The following is a 21,421-nucleotide window of genomic DNA, read 5'->3' on the forward strand; positions in this document are numbered from 1 at the left end:
TGCATTATAGTTCCCTGACACTAAGGTTGTCAAACAGGCGTTCCAGCAAACGCCGGTCCTTGACTATGATATCTGCAATGCCTCCAAGTTCATATTGGAAATCTAAAGTATCGCCGTAATTGGTGATCAGCCCATTGGGAAGTTCTACCGTAATCAGGTAGGTTTCTACTGTGTTTTCGACAGACTGTTGTGTTTGGGTAAGAATGGATATTGAATGCACCCGTCCTTCTATGCTGCCATATTCACGGTAAGGGTAATTATCCAATTTGATGGCGACTTTGTTTCCTTTGCTCACCTTTCCAGCTCCCATCGATGGTAATAGAAGTTGCCCGAATATTTTGTTTTCTGACGGCAGTATGCCGAAGACTTGTTCTCCAGCCTGTACATATTGGTTTTCCGAAACAAACTTCAAGAAGTCTACTTTTCCGTCGAACGGGGCTTTAAACACATAACGTTGCTCCCACGACTTGATGTTGTCACTCAATTCCTGGTAAGCCGTAAGCAGATTTAAATGCAGCTTTTGTGCTTCATTCATTTGTTCTACATCAAGCAGGTGTGGGTTGTTCCAATTGTCTGCCGTTTGTTTTTGCAGGCTGATGATTTCCTTTTTCAGACTTTGTTCCTCCTGAATCGTGGAAAGATATTCATTTTTAGCCTGGTCTATTTCGTATTCATACGTTATAATGTCGTTTTTATTGGCTGCAGCGTATTTGTCTAACCATTTTTGAGACAAGGTCAATTTGCGCCCTACAGTTTCCAAAAGTTCTTTTGAAGAGGTTTGAAGCCGTTCGTTCCAACGAATGTTGTCCATGATACCTTTCCGTTGTTTTTCGTACGTATTTTCTTGCCAATAGCTGATTTGGTTTTTCAATGCTGTAAAGAATATATAATATTGTGCATTCAGTTCACCCAAAGAAACGGTTTCAGGAAACGGATTATGGGCATTGTCGCGTGTTAGTTTTTCCGGATGGAACTTTTCAAGCAAGGAAGCTACTTTTTTCATGTCCGATGTCGAGGCTGGGTTTTCAATGACTGCAATATAATCGCCTCGGGAAATGTATGTTTGGTTCTCGTCTATCATCAGATGTATGTTTCCCGAACTCATGGATACTAATTTTACTGATGCATGATCCGAATTGATCTTTATGGCACCTGTCACGGTATCCGGGTACTTGACCACCCATCCAAGGAGCAGGATTAGCAAGGCCAGCGCCGTAACCAACCAAGCCATTTTACGACCGAACGAGGTCGGCATGCGGTCGATGATGTCGGTGATTTCCTCGCTGCGCCTGTTTGTGCTTGGAAGCTGTGGGTTATTCTTTCGTGTCCAGTTCATATTGGTTCTGTATCAGTTGATAATAATATTGTTTGTTTTGCATCAGTTGGTCATGATTGCCCGTTTCTATAATGGAACCGGATTTGAGCACTACAATTTGGTCAGCTTTCCGTATGGTACTCAATCTATGGGCTATGATGATGACCGTGCGGTTCACGAATACGTTGTTCAGTGCTTTTACGATTTTTTGTTCATTGATGGTGTCCAACGCATTTGTGGCTTCGTCCAAAAAAAGATAATCCGGTTTTTTATATAGGGCGCGGGCTATAAGCAAGCGTTGCCGCTGTCCTCCGCTCAGCCCCCTTCCCATTTCTCCTATTGTGGTCTGGTAGCCTTGTGGCATGGCTTCTATTTCCTTGTTGATGCAAGCCACTTCTGTAGCCCGTTTTAGGGCATCATAGTCTATGTTTTCTTCGTTCAATACGATGTTGTTCTGAATGGTATCGTTGAAAAGTTTACCATCTTGCATCACGCATCCGCATTTGGAACGCCATTCTCTCAACCCGATATTGTTGATGTTCATTTGCCCGATACTGATTTCCCCATATGATGGAACATACATTCTTAGAAGCAGCTTCAAAAGGGTGGATTTTCCACATCCGCTGTCTCCTACAATGGCAGTCACTTTTCCCTCAGGGATAGTCAAGTTTATATTTTTCAAGACGATGGGTGCGTGCGGTGAATACCTGAACGACAAATTTTTCACTATCAAGCTCTTATCCTTGGGCAAGGCAAGGCTGTTGGAAATGATGGGGGATGTATCGTCTTCATCTTCCAATTTATGAATCTCATTGATGCGCATGAAGCTGATTTTCGCGTATTGGGCAGACTGTATGAAACTGACAAATTGCATGATGGGGCCGTTCATCATACCTATAATAAATTGAGTGGAAATCATCATGTCGAAAGTGATTTGTCCGTTGATGACGGCCACGGCGCAGAAAAACGTGACTCCTATGTTGGTTAGGCTGTTAATGAAATTGGCTCCAAGCATTTGGGTATTGTTGATATTAAGTACTTTCAAATTTAGGTTGTAAATCCGTGCTTGAATGGCTTCCCATTTCCATCTTTTGATGTCTTCATAGTTGTTTATTTTGATTTCTTGTATGTTTCCAATAGTTTCCACCCAAAAACTTTGATTTTTGGAATTCAGTTCAAAATATTCCCAGTCCAATTTCTTGCGGACGCTCAGAAACGTGAGTACCCAAATGACATATAAGGCGTTTCCGGCAAGGAAAATGAAAAAAATCCCTGAATTATAGACCAGAAGGATTATGCTGAACACTACAAATGTGACAGCAGAAAAAAGAGTACTCAGGGAGTTGTTCATAATAAATGAGCGGATGCGTTCATGGTCGTTGGCACGTTGCAGGATATCGCCTACCAATTTGTTTTCAAAGAATGTCACGGGAAGTTTCATCAGTTTGATCAGGTAATCCGAAATGAGCGAAATGTTTACGCGCATGGAAATGTGCATTAGAATCCAATTACGCATGATGTTGGATAATGTGATACTCAATAGCAATACGATATTTCCCACTAACATCATATTAATAAAGGTTATATCTTGTGTGTAAATGCCGATGTCTATAACCGATTTGGAAATGAAGGGTAATAACGCTTGTAAACCTGTGGCTAACAGCATGGCAAAAAGCAGAATGCCAAAGGTCTTTTTATAAGGAATAAAGTATCCCATGAAATTTTCCAATGTCTTGAACCGTTCTATGCGTTCATGTGCTTCTATTTGTTTGAAGTTAGCCATGGGTTGTAGTCCCATAAGTTTTCCATAGCTTTTTTGAGGTTCATACCATTGGTTGATAAATTCTTGCAACGGATAGTAGAGCAAGCCTTTTGCCGGGTCGGACACATATATCCGCCCTTTTCTGATTTTATAGACTACTATAAAGTGGTCGTGCTTCCAGTGTACGATACAGGGTAGCGGTACCCTTTCCATCAAATCCTGTAGGGTTGCTTTTATGGCAAGGCTGCGTAAGCCAATCTTTTCTGCAGCATAGCTGATGTCTAAAAGTGAAACTCCTTCGCGTGTGATGCCACAAAGGTCCCTCAAATACTGCAAGGAATAGTATTTGCCATAATATTTGGCAATGATTTTCAAACAGGCAGGTCCGCAATCCTTGGCATCCATTTGATATTCATGAGGAAATTTGTTAAATATCATAAGTTTTTCATTATTATTATTGCAAATATCGAAAAATTTTCCATACTTTGTAAGCAGATAATAGAATATATTTTATCCTTTGTTGATTTTGTGAAGTTGAAGCGATAAGTTTGTTTTTTATATTAACTTAATTTAATTTTAGTCATATGAAAAAGCTAAGCAAGTTGTCTATCTTTGACGAGTGTATGAATCCCGAATTGTCGGAAAATGAGATGCGCGAAACCGTAGGGGGAAATGGGGGTGATTATTCTCAAAATTGGTGTTTCTTTAATTGTATGGCTTATTTGCATAAAGAATATAGAGGGTATAACATAGATGCCAGTTCGATTGCAACAGATTATTTTCAAGGGACGGCAAATACGAATGATGATTGGAATGGAACGGGTGACATAAAAGACTATGCGTATGGCCCTATGGCATACACGGATAAAGAACGGACTACTCCCAATCAGGAGTTATTTGATTATATGAGTAATTATTTTGAAACGGATACAGGAAGTTGGGAACAAAATAAAGTTTCATCTCTATTCAATAAAAATGGCTCAACAGCATCAGGAGAGTACGTTGTTGGTATTTTTGGAAGTTCTTCAGGAAAGTACCATGCTGTCATTTTTGAATCTTACAGTGATGGAAAATATAAGTACTATGACCCAAGCTATAAGACCGAGAGTACGGTGGACGAAAAATATGTCCAATTTGCGGGAAAGGTAACTGGTTATAAGGATTTTTAAAATCCTGAATGATTAAAAGAAAGGGATTATTTATGTTTATAATAAGACATATGAAGCCGTTTTTTGTATGGGGATTATTGGTGGTGATAGGAGGTATTCACGCCTTTGCAGCACCAACAGGTGGGAAGTTGGAAGACAGGGACAGAAGTTGGGTTACAGATAAAAATGAAGAGAATGGTTTCCAAACTGATTTGGAATTCAATAAATTACCTGTTGCAATGTTGTTGAATAATGTGTTTATTAAAAGTGATATAGGAATAGACTTGTATAAAGTGGAGAAAAAAGAGTTCCCGTACTATTACATAAAGCGTGAACACAAGCCTTTCATTATACGTGGTGTAGGGAAGGATGGTCGGGACTCCATCGTGTTGGAAAAGGATGCATCTCCAGACAACCCTATTGAAATCAATGGGGAATCTTATATTTTCGTCCAAAACCTGATTTCTTCCCAAAAATTTGATTTGGCATCATTGGAGGAGATTAAAGAGGAATTTTGCCCGGACGTGACAGAGCCATGTTTGTATATGGTCAATAAATTCTTTATCACGAAGGATGTGGGGTCTTATAAATTGGATCGGAACTTTGTGTTGAAAGTAGAGGCGTTGCCTTCTTCGGAAATAGTTTTTTTTAAGGGTAAAGAACCATTCACTATCATACGGATATTTACCAATACGCCTGGTAACCGTTACGCGCCAAGGATAAGGTGAGGATTTTAATTGGGAATGAAGATATGAAAAGGATTTTACTTTTGGTCAATATGACCTTGGGATTGGGGACTTTGGTAAACCATGCCGTTGCCAATATAACGCATGACGAGAAGCCCGGTTATTATAGTGATAACCGTACGGACTTGGAATTCAACGGGAATACGTGTGGAGTCATGGTAAACGGCTTCTTTGTGAAAAGTGACATTGGAATTGATTTCCGTTCCGTGGAACATCTTTACCAGAGGCCATCCGTACCCTATACCATAAAAGGAGTGGGGGAAAACGGATTGGACTCTATTGTAGTAGAGGCTGCTCCGAGTGAAAAGAATCCGGTAGTTATAAATGGAATTCCATATTCTGATATTGTAAATTATGTACAAGAAAAAGAGGCTGAATGGGTTACTTTGGAGGATATAAAGAAACTGTATTTCCCGAAGGTTACAGGAAAGTGCTTGTATATGGTTAATAAATACTTTATCACAAAGGATTGGGAGTCTTATAGATTGGATAAGGATTTCATATTGAAAGTGGAGGCATTGCCCTCTTCGGAATGTGAAATTTTTGAAGGCCAATCTCCCTTTACCATTATTAGGGTTTTTACGAATATAATATCTAACCACAACTCTGGACGCATCGGGTGATTTTATGGATTAAATTGGAGTAAGATATATAAAAAATAATGGGTTATGAAAAATATTCTTTTCCCTTTTGGCATCATTATTGGTGTCTTCTTCTGTTGGTTTCCGTCTTATTGCGTTGCCGGGATACAGCTTCCTCCGACATGTGTAGATTCAAAAACGGATCAAAACGGATTCTTGAATGAATTGTCCACTGAGGATTTTAACAAGAGTACTATCGGGGCCTTAGTGGATGGAGTGTTTGTAAAGAGCCTGATAGGAGTGAATATGGACTCTTTGCGTACGTTCAATGTTGTGAGTGATGGTCCTTTGACTATAAAAGGGATAAAGACGGAAAATGATTCGATTGTGGTGACGCAAAAGGATTTTCATAAGAATCCGGTACGGATTAATGGCGTGGACTATACCCGTTTTGCTTGCACTTCGTTTGGAAAGAAAGTGGAACTCCTTTCTTTGGATGACATACGAAAGACATATTTTCCTCAGATGGGGAACACGCCTTGCATGTATATGGTCAACAAGTTCTTCCTGATGAATGATTTGTCTTCTTACAAGTTCGACAAAGATTTCATCTTGAAAGTGGAACTGTTGAAATCGACGGATTTCGAGGAGTTCAAACATGCTCCGTTGTTCCATATCATTCGGATTTTTACGAAAACCCGGGAGATTTTGAAACACCATAATGTTATGCGCCTAAGGTAAACCTGATATGGAAATACAACATAAAATACCTCTTCATGATGTCGCATTCCTACTGATAGCCAGGTTTGACACTATTGTCAGATTGGAAAATACCGTACATGTAGCCCGCTATTTGAATGACAATTTTGAGACCAATATCCATCTGTGGGAATGCGATTCATTTTATAATGGATTCTTAGGAAAATTGTTGCCTTCGAATGTCCACTATGCCTTTAGGGAAGACCACGATCCAATCTTGCACCGTACAAGATACATCAATCAGATGGTCCGGTCTGTGGAAGTTCCCTATGTTTCGGTTTGGGATGTGGATGTGGTGGCACAGCCATCCCAAATTGTCAAAGCCGTGGAATTATTGAGGCAAGGGACGGATTTTGTTTATCCCTATGAGAAATATTTTTTAGACACCTCTGCCGTGTTGCGGAGGGAATACCTGAAGCATGGCGATTTGAAAGTCTTGCAGGATTATTGGCGTTTTATGACGGAAATGTATCCTCCCAACCCCGTAGGAGGGGCTTTTTTAGCCAATCGGGAATCTTATATCCGCAGCGGTTTGGAAAATGAAAACTTCTACGGTTGGGGGATAGAAGACGGGGAACGCTTTGCGCGGTGGAAAAACATGGGATTTACGATAGAAAGGATAGAAGGACCAATTTTCCATTTGTCGCATCCAAGGGGCATCAACAGTGCCATTCCTCATCCAGTCTTTTCTGTGGCTAAACATAGGGAATATCTTAAATCAATCCGCAAAAAATGATAGAAACAACAAAAGATCGTTTGCTTTCTCTTATCATGGAGGGGGCGAGACAGAACCGACAAGAGGGATTCGGGCTGTTCAAAGGGGACATGGGAGTATGTTTGGCTTTGTTTGTCCTGAATCGGGAGAAAAAGGATCCGGTGGTGGAAGACTTTGCCGATAATCTGATAGACCGTATATATGCACGGGCAGCTAAGGAGAAGAAAGCCTTTTTTGATACCGGGTTTGCCGGTATTGGATGGGGAATCAACTATCTGATGGAGGACCATTATTATGAAGGAGATGTGGATGAAGTCCTAAAGGACATAGACGCTGCCGTATTTAAAGAAATCAATACTGTGTCTGGTATACCTGCCAATGTAAGTAATGGCCTGTTAGGATATTTAATATACAGTGTAGCAAGATTAGGGAACCCAGAACATGTCCGGAACACCGTGTTACATGAAATAGATAAGGACTTTTTGCGTGGGCTTATTGTCCGGATTGACAAGATTTCCCCCACCATATTTTCATCAATATGCAAGGATGAATATTTCACGTTGTTATGGCACGTACCTTTGTTGTTAGTGCTATTACGTAGGACTTTGGATTTAGATGTGTTTAATGATAAGATCATTAATATGGTCAAAACGTGGTTGTTTTATTTAGAGACGAACCAGCCTTATCTCCATATCAACAAATTGTATTTGGCAGTATCGCTTGCTTATTTGAACGAGTATTTATGTTTTCCCGAAATTAAAAGGCGTATAGAAGTATTGATGTTTTCTGTTGACCTGTCCAAGATTGAAGATGAACTCGACATCCGCATCATGAATATTAATGACGGATGGTTTGGAGCAGTTGCCATTTTAAAAAAAGCTGAAGACTTGTTAGATATGGGTATTCCGCAATATGAATTGCTTCGGGAGACGAGAATCAATATATTGGAAAAATACGGTGCTTTGTTTGATGATTATATCAATGAGACCAATAGGGAAAAGCCTTTAGACATTAGTTTTGTTCATGGATTGAGCGGAATAGGTTTCTTGCTATTTCTATGGCCGGAAGCTTTTTCCTGACTTCGTCAATGCGTACCCCAAAATTCGGGGGTGTAAAATAAACTGTGTCATGCGTTATTCTTGTTCAAGCTCATCGGTCGGGGGACGGCCTGCGCCAAGGGGCGGGACCACCCGTCCCGACGAGCGTAAAGTTACAACAATTTAAACCTGCCTCCAAACTTTATCGCCAGTTGTCCTCCACGACCGCCCAATAGACCAGTCCAATTTGTCCACGACGAGCAAGCCGCAATTTCCTGACAACATATAGAACCATAGGAATACTTCATTGCATGAAGAACCTTACTATTTTTAGAAAAACTTAATGCACCCTAATCTTTTTTTGGCACGTGTTTTGTATGGTAATTCCAATAATATAGTTAATTTTGCCAGTAGAGTCATTAATCAGAGGAATTTGCAGAGCATGAACAATCAATTTTCACCTAAAATATCAGAAGTTCTCATTTACAGCAAGGAGGAGGCGCTACGGCTGCACAATGAATGTGTGGCTCCGGAACACCTATTACTTGGGTTGATCAGGGACGGGGAAGGCAAGGCCATCCAAATCCTCCGCTTGCTCAATCTGGACTTCCGCTCGGTGAAACTACGCGCAGAGCAATCCATACAAGGTTCCGCCATGCAGGAAATGCCTGACGCGGACCATGAAATCATTTTAAACGAGAAGGCCTCTAAAATCATGCGCCTTTGCTTGCTCGAAGCACGCATGCTGAAGGCCCAGGTGGCCGACACCGAACACATACTTTTAGCCATTATGAAAGAAAAAGACAACAATGCATGCCGTATCTTAGAGGAAAACAGCATCCATTATACAGACATCCTGAACCTGCTCACCCAGAAGGCTGAGAAATCGGACGTGCAGTCCGGCTTCGGTTTTCCGGACGAGGACGAGGAAGACGAATATGAAAACAAATCCTCGGCGGGAAACCCGATGAACGAACAGGGACACACCGCCACACAAACGGCGCAACCGCAAAGGAAATCGGCCAACAACACGCCGGTTTTGGACAATTTCGGCACCGACCTGACACGCGCCGCCCAAGAAGGCATCCTGGACCCGGTGGTGGGTCGCGAAAAAGAAATAGAACGCGTGTCGCAGATCCTGAGCCGACGGAAAAAGAACAACCCTATATTAATAGGTGAACCGGGCGTGGGCAAATCGGCCATCGTGGAAGGACTGGCCTTGCGCATCGTGCAGAAAAAGGTGTCTCGCATCCTGTTCGACAAACGCGTGATAGCCTTGGACATGGCGGCCGTAGTGGCCGGCACGAAGTATCGCGGGCAGTTTGAAGAACGCATCCGCAGCATCCTCACCGAACTGCAAAAAAATCCGGACGTGATTCTTTTCATCGACGAGATTCACACGATTATCGGAGCCGGTTCGGCACCGGGCAGCATGGACGCGGCCAATATGCTGAAACCCGCGCTGGCCCGGGGAGAGATACAGTGTATCGGGGCTACGACCACGGACGAATTCCGGAAAAGCATCGAAAAAGACGGTGCTTTGGAACGCCGTTTCCAAAAAGTCATGGTGGAACCGACCACACCGGAGGAAACCGTACAGATACTGGACAATATCAAGGAACGTTACGAAGACCATCACAATGTGCGCTACACGCCCGAGGCTATCCGTGCCTGCGTACGGCTCACGGAGCGCTACGTTTCCGACCGTTGCTTCCCGGACAAAGCCATCGACGCCCTGGACGAAGCCGGGTCGCGCATACACATCACCCACTCTCCCGTATCGAAAGAAATGGAGGAACAGGAAAAGCGTATCGACGCCGTACATGCCTTGAAGAACGAGGCGGTAAAGAACCAAAATTTTGAACTGGCCGCCGACTACCGTGACCAAGAAGCCAATTTGCAAGAGGAACTGAACCGTATAAAAGCGGCATGGGAGGAGAAACTCAGCCGCGAGCGGGTCACTGTGGACGAAGACCAGATAGCCGAAGTGGTATCCATGATGACGGGCATTCCCGTACAGCGCATGGGAGAGGCAGAAGGACACAAGCTGAAGGACATGGCCGTCAACCTGAAACGGGAAGTCATCGGACAGGACGAGGCCATCGACAAGTTGGTGCGCTCCATCCAGCGCGGCCGCGTGGGACTGAAAGACCCGAACAAGCCTATCGGGGCGTTCATGTTCCTCGGCCCTACGGGAGTGGGCAAGACGTACTTGGCTAAAAAACTGGCCGAATACATGTTCGGCAGTGCCGACTCCTTGATACGCATCGACATGAGCGAATACATGGAGAAGCACACCGTAAGCCGTATGGTGGGGGCTCCTCCGGGATACGTGGGACACGAAGAAGGCGGACAGTTGACGGAAAAAGTGCGCCGCAAGCCCTACTCCATCCTACTCCTCGACGAATTGGAAAAAGCACATAGCGACGTGTTCAACATCTTGTTGCAAGTGATGGACGAAGGACGACTGACGGACAGCAACGGCACGACGGTGGATTTCAAGAACACGGTCATCATCATGACATCGAACTGCGGAACGCGCCAGTTGAAAGATTTCGGCAAGGGTATCGGGTTCAGCCGCCCGGACACGTCGGCAGCCGACAAGCAATACGGCCGCGAAGTCATCCAGAAGGCGTTGCACAAACAGTTCGCTCCGGAATTCCTGAACCGTCTGGATGACATTATCAATTTCGACCAACTGGACTTGGAGGCCATCAAACGTATCGTGGACATCGAGCTTAAACCCATCGTAAAGCGCGTGAAGGAAATGGGCTATACGCTGGAAACGGAAGAGGATGCCAAGGAGTTCCTCGCCCGCAAAGGATACGACGTACAATATGGCGCGCGTCCGTTGAAACGCGCCTTGCAGACTTATCTGGAGGATGCCATCTGCGAACTGGTCATCAATGACGAACTGCGGGAAGGCGAAATCCTGACCGTACGTGCCGCCGAGGGAGACAAACTCCGGATCACGCATGGCCTTGCCCAAGAATAACAATAAATATATGTTAAAGTGCCGGACGATGTTTTCGTCTGGCACTTTTTTTGTTTCTTCATCAGTGGCTTTCAAAAAGCCGAACAGAAGATAAATTCATACAATAAAAGCAATAAATATCATGCAAAAAGGAAACATTGGGGTAACGACCGAGAACATATTCCCCGTCATCAAAAAGTTCTTGTACAGCGATCATGAAATCTTTATCCGTGAAATCGTGTCGAACGCCGTAGACGCCACGCAGAAGTTGAAAACATTGGCCAACAAAGGAGACTTCAAGGGCGAAACGGGCGAACTGAAAGTCTGTGTCAAAGTGGACAAGGACAACGGTACCATCACGGTGAGCGACCGGGGACTGGGTATGACAGAAGAAGAAATAGACAAGTATATCAACCAAATCGCGTTCTCCGGCGCCAATGACTTCTTGGATAAATATAAAGACGATGCCAACGCCATCATCGGACACTTCGGCTTGGGCTTCTACTCTTCGTTCATGGTGAGCAAGAAAGTGGAAATCGTGACCAAAAGTTACCAAGAAGGGGCAAAGGCCGTAAAATGGAGCTGTGACGGAAGTCCTTCCTATGAAATAGAAGAAACAGAAAAAGCCGACCGCGGAACGGACATCATCATGTACATCGATGACGATTGCAAAGAGTTCTTGGAAAAGAACAAGATTGAGGAGTTGCTTCGCAAGTACTGCCGTTTCTTGCCCGTACCTGTAGCCTTCGGCAAAAAAACGGAATGGAAAGACGGCAAGCAGGTGGACACGGAAGAGGACAACGTCATCAACAACGTCACCCCGATATGGACCAAGAAACCGTCGGATCTGAAAGACGAGGACTACAAGGAGTTCTATCGCGAACTGTACCCGATGAGCGACGAGCCTCTGTTCTGGATTCATCTGAACGTGGACTATCCGTTCAACCTGACGGGCGTGCTCTATTTCCCCAAAATCAAGAACAACATCGAACTGCAACGTAACAAGATTCAGTTGTACTGCAACCAGGTGTACGTAACTGACAGCGTGGAAGGCATCGTGCCTGACTTCCTTACTTTGCTCCACGGAGTCATCGACTCACCGGACATCCCGTTGAACGTCAGCCGCAGCTACCTGCAAAGCGACAGCAACGTGAAGAAGATTTCCAGCTACATCACGAAGAAAGTGAGCGACCGCCTGCAAAGCCTGTTCAAGAACGACCGCAAGGAATTCGAGCAGAAATGGGACGACATCAAGATCTTCATCAACTACGGTATGCTGACACAGGACGACTTCTACGACAAGGCCAAGAACTTCGCCCTCTTTAAGGATTGTGACGGTAAATACTTCACATTCGAAGAATACCAGCAACTCATCAAGGACAATCAGACGGACAAGGACGGTAATCTGATTTACCTGTATGCCCAGAACAAGGAAGCCCAGTACAGCTACATCGAAGCAGCCAAGAACAAAGGCTATAGCGTATTGCTGCTCGACGGGCAACTGGACACTCCCATCGTCTCCATGTTGGAACGCAAGTTTGAAAAGAGCCGTTTCACCCGCGTGGATGCCGACATCATCGACCGACTTATCGTGAAAGAGGATGCCAACAAGTCTGAATTGGATGCTGAAAAGAGTGCCAACCTTTCGGCCATCTTCAATTTCCAGATGCCGAAGTTGGACAAAACGGAATTCCACGTAGAGGCACAGGGTATGGGAGAAAACGGTATGCCGGTCATGATTACCCAAAGCGAATACATGCGTCGTATGAAAGACATGGCGCATATTCAGCCGGGCATGTCCTTCTACGGTGAAATGCCGGACATGTACACCTTGGTGTTAAATACGGACCACCGTCTGATTAAGGAGGTATTGGCAGACAGCGAAACTCACACTGCGGAGCAACTAAAACCCATCGAAGCCGAACTCAAAGGGTTGCATGCCCGCGAGGCTGTACTCCATCAGCAGCAGGAGGGCAAAAAGCCCGAAGAGATCGACCAGGCACAAAAGGATGAATTGGACAAATGCCATCAGGACATCAGTGCGGAAGAACAAAAGAAAAACGACGTACTGGCCGGTTATGGCAAGGACAACAAGAAGGTGCATCAGCTTATCGACTTGGCATTGCTGCAAAACGGTATGCTGACTGGCGAAGCCTTAAGCAACTTCGTAAAACGCAGCATCGACTTGATTCAATAACCTAACATGCTTGCTACGGCAAGAATAAGCAAGATAAAATCGCTATCCCCCGAAAAGGATAGCGATTTTATCATAAAAAACACCTTCAATATTTGGAGATTTAAATAAAAAGCCATACCTTTGCACACGAAATCAAAACAAAAACGGCTCCGTAGCTCAACTGAATAGAGCATCTGACTACGGATCAGAAGGTTACAGGTTTGAATCCTGTCGGAGTCACAAAAACGGTTTGCAAACTCAATGAATTTGCAAACCGTTTTTCTTATCCTCTACTCAATACAATTTCCCCTTAGAGTTTCTTTTTCTTCAATGTGAAAAGGAACTCCAAACCATGCCCGCCGCCCGAAGGCTTTGCATTGATATTCCCCCCATGGAAAAGCACGGCATTCTTTACGATGGCCAACCCAAGGCCCGTACCTCCTAATTTCCGGCTACGCCCCTTGTCTACACGGTAGAAACGTTCGAAGATGCGCCCCAAATGTTCGGAGGGCACTCCTACTCCATTGTCGCTCACACTGAAATAATAACCGTCCTCGTCTTCCGAATAACACACGATGTTCACATGCGTACCGTTTCCGGCGTATGCAATGGCATTATCCATCAAATTACGGAAAATGGAGTACAACAAAGAAGAATTCCCTTGAAGCACCAACTTGTCCGGAACATTTATCCCCACAGTCATTTGCTTCTCCTCCAGTTTCAAGGCCAGTTCCGCCACGATATTATGAATCATGGAAGACAAATCCACATCCGTCACCTCTATCATCTGACCGGCCTCCGTCATACGGGTCAGAGTAGATATGTCCTGCAACAGGTTCGTCAGTCGGTTGCTTTGCGCAAAGCTACGCTCCAAAAACTTCTTAAGCATATCCGACGAAAGTCCCGGATTATTCAGAATCGTTTCCAGATAACCTTGGATACTGCTCACGGGAGTCTTCAACTCATGAGCAATATTTTGTGTAATCTGCTGCTTCATGCGGGCTTGTTCCTCTTGTTTCGTAATGTCAGAAATGGAAATCTCAAAGCTGTTATCCACAAAAAGAGCCACAGACAAGTTGAACACATAACCGTTTTTGTCCACGACCAACAACTTCTGCCTAAGGTCTCCCTGCGTAAAACTCTTGCGAGACATCGTTATAAAATCAAACAGCGGCTGCAATTCCTTCACTTGAAAGACTTCTTCTATGCCTCCGATATTCTTATCGGATATCAGATTCACATACTGCATGAAAAGCCCGTTAGCCAGAACCACATCCTTGCCTGGATTGAAAATGGCCAGTCCTTCATTGGAAATCTGCAAATGTGTGATAAGCTTCTCACGCTCGCGGAAAAGGTCGTCCTTCGCCTTGCGTAACCGTGTATAAATATCGACGATATGCCGTGAAATCTGCCCCAAATCGGTATTTCCCAATCCCTTCAAGTCATTCGTATCCACAGCCTCGTCCTGATCGGCACGACGTGCAAAAAGGCGAAGCTGAGTAATCATAGCCCCTAAACGAGCCGTCAAGTTATAAAAGACGAGGAACAAAATGGCAGATAACAAAAATGAAAACCATAAATACCCTTTGTCGGCATTCAACATGGCAATCAAATCCGTATCGTAAGGCAATGCGCTACGTACGAACAACTCTTTCTCCGGAAAATAATTCGCCGAATAAAAGAATTCCTCTCCAAGGGTCTCTGAGGTTCTTTTGATGGAATATCCGCTCCCTGCGGCCAAAGCCTCACGTATTTCCTCACGGTCCAGGTGATTATCCTTCACATGTTCGGAGGAAATATCATTATCGAAAATCACTTTTCCGTGACGGTCCACGAGCGTGACACGCAGTTTCTGAAGATGGTGCCGTATACGATAGCGCGCCACATAATTTTTCACTGAAAAGGCCGTATCAGCCATGTGATCATACAAATCCACGTTGAACATGGTCAGCGTAGAATTCAACAACTCCACCTTATGCGTCTTCTCGCGGTGATACTGATAATACAAGAAACTTGCTACGAAAACACAATAAATAGCGATAACGGAAAAAAACAGATATTGGCTGAATGACAATGACTTCCTTTTCATCTCAATCTTTCACAGAGGTATCGAAACAATATCCGTAACCCAAACGGGTGACGACAAACTTTCCGTATCCGTCGAGTTTTTTACGCAAACGGGTTATGTTCACATCTACCGTCCGGTCCAGCACCTCGGCATCGTTGTTCCATATCCTACGCAGTATCTCAGCCCGCGAAAACACACGGCCCTCATTTTCCAACAGTAAGCGCAAAATCTCAAATTCGGTCTTAGTCAACTGCAACGCCTCGCCGCACAGCACGGCCTCTTTTTTGTTAAGATCCAATTTCAACTCCTTAAAACCGATATAAGCAGCCGGTACCGCCTGTTGCGGCGCCGTACGACGAAGCACAGCCTTGATTCTCATCTGCACTTCGCGCAGGGAAAAGGGCTTGGAAATATAGTCGTCCGCCCCCAAAGTGAATCCGGTGACGGCATCGTTCTCCGTATCACGCGCCGTAAGAAAGATAATAGGTATATCACGAGTCTCCCGCACTTGCTTGAGCATCTTAGCCATCTTAAAACCAGAGATTTCTCCCATCATGACGTCCAACAACAGAAGGTGGAACTTGGTCAGATCCATCTTAAGTGCTTCTTCGGCTGAATTGGCCGTTTCTACTTCGTACCCTTCATTCTCCAGATTGAACTTCAGGATGTCGCACAAATCTTCTTCATCGTCCACCACGAGAATCCTGTAATTTGTATTCATCAGACTTACCGCTTTAAATTATTATTTTCCGACTGCAAAATTACAAGTTAGTTGTTGCACGAATATGAAACCTGTGTTACAATACCGTTACAATACCTTTTTCTTGTTGGAACCTGCGGCATGCACGAACCCAATGACGCATGTGGCCGATTATTTCCTGTGTCTCTTGCAAAGTACTCATATAAAGATATTCAATCTTCAGATTGTCCATATCCCCCTTGCGTATGCGGTCTTGCTGAACCTTGCGGAGCTGGGACAACTGGGCTTTCATCTCGTCTCCAAACTGCCGAACCTGCAACGCATTATCATAATTATTCGTCTCTATCATGCCGGCAATGACATTCATCAACCTTTCCACCCCTTCCCGAATCGGCATGAATTCTTTCACGTATTCCTCGGGCATGGGATTGAAATTATTGTCCACATGTTCCAATGAAGGCTCACACATACGCTTCAGGCAGTACAAACTCTGTTCGCAACTGTTACATGCCAAATGGAACCATGTATCTTTTTCAACAGCTTGCAGCGGGTCTATTTTACGTAATCCCACCAGTTCTTTCCGACGGATTACCTTCCAATTCTTCCGCTCATCCTCCAAATGGTTCAAAGTCCGTCGCAACACTTTGACATCCTCGGCAATCAAACCGGAAGTAGTCTGCATATAAGCTTCCGATATATACTTCACCATCTTCGACTGATAAGCACTGATATGCCGGTTCAATAATACCCAAGCTTCATCCTTATCATTGGTTTGTGCCAATTCCGTGAAAATCTCATCCCGCTGTACTGCCGCCATCTTCTTCTTATAACTGCGATTATTCTGAATAAGCATGAACACGACTACAACAATGAGCAATACCATGGCCACCACTCCACCGAAATGTACAAACAACGTCACGATGAAACACAGGAAGAAAGCCGCACCGGCCGTCATAAACCATCCGCCAATCACAGAAATCACACCGGTCACGCGGAACACGGCACTCTCGCGCCCCCATGCACGGTCGGCCAACGACGAACCCATGCCCACCATAAACGCCACGTATGTGGTAGACAACGGAAGTTTCAGAGAAGTACCCACTACGATCAACAAGCCGGCCAACACCAAATTCACGGAAGCGCGTACCAAATCGAACGCCGCACCATTCGGAATAATAGCCTCATCCTGATTGAAACGTGAATTGATCCATTTCCTCATCCATGCAGGAATATGATCTACCACATACTCGTTGCTGTTAATCACGCTCCTCACCAACCGACGGGCAAAACGGGAAGAACCGAACATTTCGTCGCCGGCTGTCTGACGGGATAAGTCGACAGAAGTCTTTACCACATTCTGCGCCTTCTTCGATGTCATCAAAGCAATCGTCATCACGACTCCAGCCCCGATAAGAAAAAAGACAGATGTTCCCGCTGGTTCATTCAGCACACCCATCATGTGAGTGGCCGGATTCGCCCCCGGAGTAGCCATGAAATCCTGATAAGAAGAAAAACCGGCCAACGTCACACCGATGAAATTCACCAGGTCATTCCCGGCAAAGGCCATGGCTAATGAGAATGTTCCAAAAAGCACTATAATCTTGAAAACATTGACCTTACACCAATGCAGGACTTGCATCAGTACCGTAAATCCGATAATAAAAGAAATCAATATCGCATGCGTGTTGTCAGCAATCCAAACTTTAATATCGGAGGTCATAAACGAAGCACTGCCGAAACCTTTTACCAATAAGAAATAAGCAATGGAAGTAATGGAAAGCCCTCCGAACAAACCTATGGTATATTTAAGATGCTTGGTATAGTGAAAAGTAAAAATAAGGCGGGAAATCCATTGCACCAACATTCCGAAAACAAAAGCAATGGCGACAGAAAGGAAAATGGCCAAAATCACCGTAAAGGCTTTATCCGTATTAATCAAGCCGGCGTAGGTAAGCGAGGAATCATGAAGCATCTTCACCAAAGCCAAGGCCGTACTACCACCTAATAACTCGAAAACCATCGACACCGTGGTGGAGGTGGGCATTCCCAATGTATTGAATATATCGAGCAGAATCACATCAGAAGCAACCACTGCCAAAAAGACGCACATCAACTCTTCGAAAGTAAAGAACTCGGGGTGAAAAATGCCATGCCGCGCAATGTCCATCATGCCGTCGCTCGTCGTGGCTCCCACAAAGATACCCACTGCCGCAATTATCAGAATGGTCTTGAAACGCGCAACTTTTGAACCGATGGCCGAACCTAAAAAGTTCACGGCATCATTACTGACCCCCACAAACAAATCAAAAGTGGAAAGGGCAAACAGGAATATGACTATTCCCAAATAAACAAGCTCCATACGATTACTTCATATTTGATTCTGTGACAAAGATAAGCATTTTCCCTTTTGCGACAATTATATTCCTATAACATTTTTCACAAGAATGCAACACAAATGTATTACCGTCGTAATACACATTTATTCAAAACGAATAGACCGAGCCGGATGGATACGGGAAACCAAGAAACTCGGAACGATAAGCGACAACACGCATATCACCAAAGTAGCCGCATTGATAGCCAGTACATACCCGAGATTGAACAAGACCGGTACCGAATCCACGTAGTATATCGACGCATCCAAACGGAATACTCCTGTATAATGCTGAAGAACCACTATGCCTATTCCTATTATATTTCCCCAAAGCAATCCTTTCCCCATGACGAACACGGCAAAATACAAGAAAATATGACGGATACCACGGTTGGTCGCTCCTAACGCTTTCATGATTCCGATAAAGTTAGTACGTTCCAATATAATAATGAGCAAACCGGAAATCATCGTAAACCCGGCTACAGATACCATCAGAGCCAAAATGACCCACACATTGACGTCCAAAAGGCTGAGCCAGGCAAATATCTGAGGATAAAGTTCCTGTATCGTCATTGTCACATACGAACCGCCGTAAGCGTCTGTCTTTCGGTTTACCAGCTTAATCAATGCACCGGAGACTTCGTCCACACGGTTCAAGTCCTTTACTGAGATTTCTATTCCGCTATACTGATCCGGAGCCCACGCATTCAAACGGTTGCAAGTATAAAGGTCCGTAAAGACCAAAGCTTTGTCGAACTCCGTCAAATGCGTACAATAAATACCCGACACCGTAAAACGACGGGTACGCACGGAGTTCTCGAAAAAATAGGCAAAGACCTTAGAGCCGACTTCCAAATGCAATTCATCGGCTATCTGCCGGGATATGACGATCCGGTTGGAAGCCACCGTATCGGAAAAAGACGGCAGTTCCCCCTCTTCCATGTGGGCTTTCAGGAAAGACGCATCGAATTCCACCCCCACGCCATGCAAAAGAATACCTTTGAAATCGGCATCCGTCTTGAGTATTCCCTCCTTATTGCAGAAACGTTGCACATGCGCCACCCCTTTCACGTCCCCGACCTCCTTCATCAAAGCAGGGGGCACCGCAATAGGCTGAGGGGAATTTGTCGTGACCGACGCATAGTTTTGAATCTGTATATGAGAACCGAATCCGATGACTTTCGAACTGATTTCCTGTTTGAAGCCCAGCACCACGCACACCGAAATAATCATCACGGCCAAACCCACAGCCACTCCAGACGTAGCTATCAATATGGCCGGACGCGATACTTTTTTCACATCGCCGTGCTCACGGAACAGCTTTCGGGCTATAAACAGATTGAAATTCATTCCTCTTGCCGTCTTATTCCGCCACACGGCCGGGATATGCCTCCAATGCTTTGCGCAACACGAAAAGGGCACGTATCAGATCTTCTTTCTTCAACACGTAAGCTATGCGCACCTCGTTCTTACCCGAACCGGGCGTAGTGTAGAATCCTGCGGCCGGAGCCATCATCACCGTCTCCCCCTCATAATCAAAGTCCTTCAAGCACCAGGCACAAAACTCCTCCGCATCGTCCACCGGGAGCTTGGCCACCGTATAGAAAGCTCCCATGGGGATGGGAGAATACACGCCGGGGATACGGTTCAGCCCGTCAATCAGACATTTGCGCCGCTCCACATATTCGTCATACACTTCGCGTCCGTACTCCTCCGGCTCGTCGAGCGAAGCCTCCGCCGCAATCTGTCCGATCAAGGGAGGGCTTAAACGGGCCTGGCAAAATTTCATCACGGCTTTGCGGACCTCTACATTCTTCGTAATCAACGCACCGATACGTACGCCGCACTCGCTATACCGCTTGGACACGGAATCTATCAGCACCACATTGTTTTCTATCCCCTCCAAGTGGCAAGCCGAGATATACGGAGAACCGGTATAGATAAACTCGCGGTACACTTCATCCGAAAAAAGATACAAATCGTACTTCTTCACCAAGTCGCGAATCTGGTTCATCTCACGGCGCGTATAGAGGTATCCCGTGGGGTTGTTCGGATTGCAAATCAGAATGGCCCGCGTACGTTCGTTAATCAACTCCTCGAACTTCTCGACCTTCGGCAACGAAAATCCTTCTTCTATCGTAGTGGATATCGTACGGATGACCGCTCCCGCCGAAATGGCAAATGCCATGTAATTGGCGTATGCCGGTTCGGGAACGATGATTTCGTCGCCCGGATTCAGGCAGGACAAAAAGGCGAACAGCACGGCCTCCGAACCTCCTGACGTGATGATGATGTCGTCCGCCGTAAGATTGATATGATATTTGGCATAATATCCGACCAACTTTTCCCGGTAACTCAAATATCCCTGGCTCGGGCTGTATTCCAAAACCGTCCGGTCTATGTGACGGATGGCATCTATGGCCGCTCGCGGAGTCGGCAAATCAGGCTGGCCGATATTCAAATGGTACACATGTATCCCTCTATTTTTAGCCTCGAAGGCCAACGGAGCCAACTTGCGAATCGGCGACTCCGGCATTTCCTGACCGCGAACGGATATTTTAGGCATGTCTTTTCTTTTTTGTTTTTATTTGTTCGAAATTCATGCAAAGATAGCATTTCAACATAAAATGAGCAACAAATCAGCCTATAAAATAGTGCGGTAGAAATTTAATGGAGATTCCCGTGAAGAATATGACAGCACGTGCGGCCGGCAACGGACGGATTCACTGAATAGGCCGAGGGAAAGCAAAACGTCCCGCTTGACAATATGGTACCCGTTTCCTTCTTCTATGTACATTTTAACAGTTTGACAGTTTGACAAACCGGACGTCCGTCAACAAAAAAGGCAACCCTAAGGTTGCCTTCTGTACGCCCTCAGGGATTCGAACCCTGGACCCATTGATTAAGAGTCAATTGCTCTACCAACTGAGCTAAGGACGCAAACAAATTTGGAAGTACGCCCTCAGGGATTCGAACCCTGGACCCATTGATTAAGAGTCAATTGCTCTACCAACTGAGCTAAGGACGCATCATCTTTGATTTTGCGAGTGCAAAGGTAGGGCTTTT

15 protein-coding genes and 3 tRNA genes are annotated in these 21,421 nt (G+C 45.0%); 9 read left to right on the forward strand and 9 right to left on the reverse strand.

Translation table 11 applies throughout. The annotated features are described in order from the left end of the window. Positions 1-4 precede the first annotated feature (4 nt). Together HMPREF9441_RS12670 and HMPREF9441_RS12675 are read right to left on the reverse strand one after the other, a co-directional pair. Entirely contained in the window at positions 5-1,336 is a 1,332-nt protein-coding gene (locus HMPREF9441_RS12670) for an HlyD family efflux transporter periplasmic adaptor subunit (protein WP_008621810.1), read from the reverse strand. Then, on the reverse strand, positions 1,314-3,515 hold the full coding sequence (locus HMPREF9441_RS12675; protein ID WP_008621811.1) for a peptidase domain-containing ABC transporter: 2,202 nt from the start codon (positions 3,513-3,515) through the stop codon (positions 1,314-1,316). Before HMPREF9441_RS12675 ends, HMPREF9441_RS12670 begins: the two co-directional genes overlap by 23 nt. Before the next feature lie 146 nt (positions 3,516-3,661). On the opposite strand from HMPREF9441_RS12675, the gene HMPREF9441_RS12680 reads away from it, so the two are divergent. From HMPREF9441_RS12680 to HMPREF9441_RS12720, 9 genes are all read left to right on the forward strand, one after another. After that, the gene (locus HMPREF9441_RS12680) at positions 3,662-4,246 is read left to right on the forward strand and encodes a hypothetical protein (protein WP_008621813.1); all 585 of its coding nucleotides are present in this window, start codon (positions 3,662-3,664) and stop codon (positions 4,244-4,246) included. A gap of 32 nt (positions 4,247-4,278) precedes the next feature. Beyond that, complete coding sequence (locus tag HMPREF9441_RS12685) at positions 4,279-4,953, forward strand: hypothetical protein (RefSeq protein WP_253270816.1); 675 nt, start codon at positions 4,279-4,281, stop codon at positions 4,951-4,953. Between the two features lie 23 nt (positions 4,954-4,976). Further along, entirely contained in the window at positions 4,977-5,594 is a 618-nt protein-coding gene (locus HMPREF9441_RS12690; RefSeq protein WP_244949767.1) for a hypothetical protein, read from the forward strand. 45 nt (positions 5,595-5,639) lie between these two features. Then, positions 5,640-6,293 carry a hypothetical protein gene (locus tag HMPREF9441_RS12695; RefSeq protein ID WP_008621816.1) on the forward strand — a complete coding sequence of 218 codons (654 nt, stop codon included), beginning with the start codon at positions 5,640-5,642 and terminating at the stop codon, positions 6,291-6,293. Between the two features lie 7 nt (positions 6,294-6,300). Further along, positions 6,301-7,047 carry a galactosyltransferase-related protein gene (locus HMPREF9441_RS12700; RefSeq protein ID WP_008621818.1) on the forward strand — a complete coding sequence of 249 codons (747 nt, stop codon included), beginning with the start codon at positions 6,301-6,303 and terminating at the stop codon, positions 7,045-7,047. Then, entirely contained in the window at positions 7,044-8,105 is a 1,062-nt protein-coding gene (locus HMPREF9441_RS12705; RefSeq protein ID WP_008621820.1) for a glycoside hydrolase family protein, read from the forward strand. The genes HMPREF9441_RS12700 and HMPREF9441_RS12705 overlap by 4 nt, the downstream gene beginning before the upstream one ends. Positions 8,106-8,505: 400 nt before the next feature. After that, positions 8,506-11,058, forward strand: a complete 2,553-nt coding sequence (locus HMPREF9441_RS12710) for an ATP-dependent Clp protease ATP-binding subunit (protein ID WP_039865305.1) — start codon at positions 8,506-8,508, stop codon at positions 11,056-11,058. A 121-nt stretch (positions 11,059-11,179) separates the two neighbouring features. Then, positions 11,180-13,234: a molecular chaperone HtpG gene (gene htpG, locus HMPREF9441_RS12715; protein ID WP_008621825.1), complete on the forward strand. Its 2,055-nt coding sequence runs from the start codon at positions 11,180-11,182 to the stop codon at positions 13,232-13,234. Positions 13,235-13,379: 145 nt separating this feature from the next. Further along, a tRNA-Arg gene (locus tag HMPREF9441_RS12720) sits at positions 13,380-13,453 on the forward strand. A gap of 70 nt (positions 13,454-13,523) precedes the next feature. Here HMPREF9441_RS12720 and HMPREF9441_RS12725 read toward each other — a convergent pair. The 7 genes from HMPREF9441_RS12725 to HMPREF9441_RS12755 form a co-directional block, all read right to left on the reverse strand. Further along, positions 13,524-15,302: a sensor histidine kinase gene (locus tag HMPREF9441_RS12725; RefSeq protein ID WP_008621833.1), complete on the reverse strand. Its 1,779-nt coding sequence runs from the start codon at positions 15,300-15,302 to the stop codon at positions 13,524-13,526. Between the two features lies 1 nt (position 15,303). Continuing rightward, positions 15,304-16,002, reverse strand: a complete 699-nt coding sequence (locus HMPREF9441_RS12730) for a response regulator transcription factor (RefSeq protein ID WP_008621840.1) — start codon at positions 16,000-16,002, stop codon at positions 15,304-15,306. Positions 16,003-16,078: 76 nt separating this feature from the next. Beyond that, the gene (locus tag HMPREF9441_RS12735) at positions 16,079-18,340 is read right to left on the reverse strand and encodes an inorganic phosphate transporter (RefSeq protein WP_008621842.1); all 2,262 of its coding nucleotides are present in this window, start codon (positions 18,338-18,340) and stop codon (positions 16,079-16,081) included. Positions 18,341-18,460: 120 nt separating this feature from the next. Next, positions 18,461-19,705: an ABC transporter permease gene (locus HMPREF9441_RS12740; protein WP_008621845.1), complete on the reverse strand. Its 1,245-nt coding sequence runs from the start codon at positions 19,703-19,705 to the stop codon at positions 18,461-18,463. Between the two features lie 13 nt (positions 19,706-19,718). After that, positions 19,719-20,921: a pyridoxal phosphate-dependent aminotransferase gene (locus HMPREF9441_RS12745; protein ID WP_008621847.1), complete on the reverse strand. Its 1,203-nt coding sequence runs from the start codon at positions 20,919-20,921 to the stop codon at positions 19,719-19,721. A 301-nt stretch (positions 20,922-21,222) separates the two neighbouring features. Beyond that, positions 21,223-21,295: transfer RNA gene (locus tag HMPREF9441_RS12750), tRNA-Lys, on the reverse strand. Between the two features lie 15 nt (positions 21,296-21,310). Further along, a tRNA-Lys gene (locus HMPREF9441_RS12755) sits at positions 21,311-21,383 on the reverse strand. Between the last annotated feature and the right edge of the window lie 38 nt (positions 21,384-21,421).

It is taken from the genome of Paraprevotella clara YIT 11840 (genome assembly GCF_000233955.1).
GTDB classification, from domain to species: domain Bacteria; phylum Bacteroidota; class Bacteroidia; order Bacteroidales; family Bacteroidaceae; genus Paraprevotella; species Paraprevotella clara.

Coding starts and splice junctions, on each gene's coding strand:
- HMPREF9441_RS12745 (WP_008621847.1), bottom strand. CDS start 20,921: ATGCCTAAAATATCCGTTCGCGGTCAGGAAATGCCGGAGTCGCCGATT.
- HMPREF9441_RS12685 (WP_253270816.1), top strand. CDS start 4,279: ATGTTTATAATAAGACATATGAAGCCGTTTTTTGTATGGGGATTATTG.
- HMPREF9441_RS12695 (WP_008621816.1), top strand. CDS start 5,640: ATGAAAAATATTCTTTTCCCTTTTGGCATCATTATTGGTGTCTTCTTC.
- HMPREF9441_RS12740 (WP_008621845.1), bottom strand. CDS start 19,705: ATGAATTTCAATCTGTTTATAGCCCGAAAGCTGTTCCGTGAGCACGGC.
- HMPREF9441_RS12680 (WP_008621813.1), top strand. CDS start 3,662: ATGAAAAAGCTAAGCAAGTTGTCTATCTTTGACGAGTGTATGAATCCC.
- HMPREF9441_RS12690 (WP_244949767.1), top strand. CDS start 4,977: ATGAAAAGGATTTTACTTTTGGTCAATATGACCTTGGGATTGGGGACT.
- HMPREF9441_RS12670 (WP_008621810.1), bottom strand. CDS start 1,336: ATGAACTGGACACGAAAGAATAACCCACAGCTTCCAAGCACAAACAGG.
- HMPREF9441_RS12675 (WP_008621811.1), bottom strand. CDS start 3,515: ATGATATTTAACAAATTTCCTCATGAATATCAAATGGATGCCAAGGAT.
- htpG (WP_008621825.1), top strand. CDS start 11,180: ATGCAAAAAGGAAACATTGGGGTAACGACCGAGAACATATTCCCCGTC.
- HMPREF9441_RS12730 (WP_008621840.1), bottom strand. CDS start 16,002: ATGAATACAAATTACAGGATTCTCGTGGTGGACGATGAAGAAGATTTG.
- HMPREF9441_RS12700 (WP_008621818.1), top strand. CDS start 6,301: ATGGAAATACAACATAAAATACCTCTTCATGATGTCGCATTCCTACTG.
- HMPREF9441_RS12725 (WP_008621833.1), bottom strand. CDS start 15,302: ATGAAAAGGAAGTCATTGTCATTCAGCCAATATCTGTTTTTTTCCGTT.
- HMPREF9441_RS12710 (WP_039865305.1), top strand. CDS start 8,506: ATGAACAATCAATTTTCACCTAAAATATCAGAAGTTCTCATTTACAGC.
- HMPREF9441_RS12705 (WP_008621820.1), top strand. CDS start 7,044: ATGATAGAAACAACAAAAGATCGTTTGCTTTCTCTTATCATGGAGGGG.
- HMPREF9441_RS12735 (WP_008621842.1), bottom strand. CDS start 18,340: ATGGAGCTTGTTTATTTGGGAATAGTCATATTCCTGTTTGCCCTTTCC.